Below are 221 nucleotides of genomic sequence, written 5' to 3' on the forward strand. Positions count from 1 at the left end.
GCGGTGGAGACGCCATCGCCGGTTTTCCGGACGATCGTGGTTGGGACCTGGAGGGTCTGTATCACCCGGATCCTGATCACCGGGGCACGGCGTATGCGCGTGAGGGTGGTTTCCTCTACGACGCGGGTGAGTTCGATCCGGAGTTCTTCGGTATTTCGCCGCGTGAGGCGTTGGCGATGGATCCGCAGCAGCGGTTGCTGTTGGAGACGTCGTGGGAGGCG

1 protein-coding gene is annotated in these 221 nt (G+C 63.8%); it reads left to right on the forward strand.

Annotated elements, in window-relative coordinates; translation table 11 throughout:
- Positions 1-221: beta-ketoacyl synthase N-terminal-like domain-containing protein (locus NQU54_RS49010; RefSeq protein WP_257636721.1), on the forward strand; the 221-nt coding region annotated here is incomplete at both ends.

Source organism: Streptomyces malaysiensis subsp. samsunensis, from assembly GCF_024519315.1.
Classification (GTDB): domain Bacteria; phylum Actinomycetota; class Actinomycetes; order Streptomycetales; family Streptomycetaceae; genus Streptomyces; species Streptomyces malaysiensis.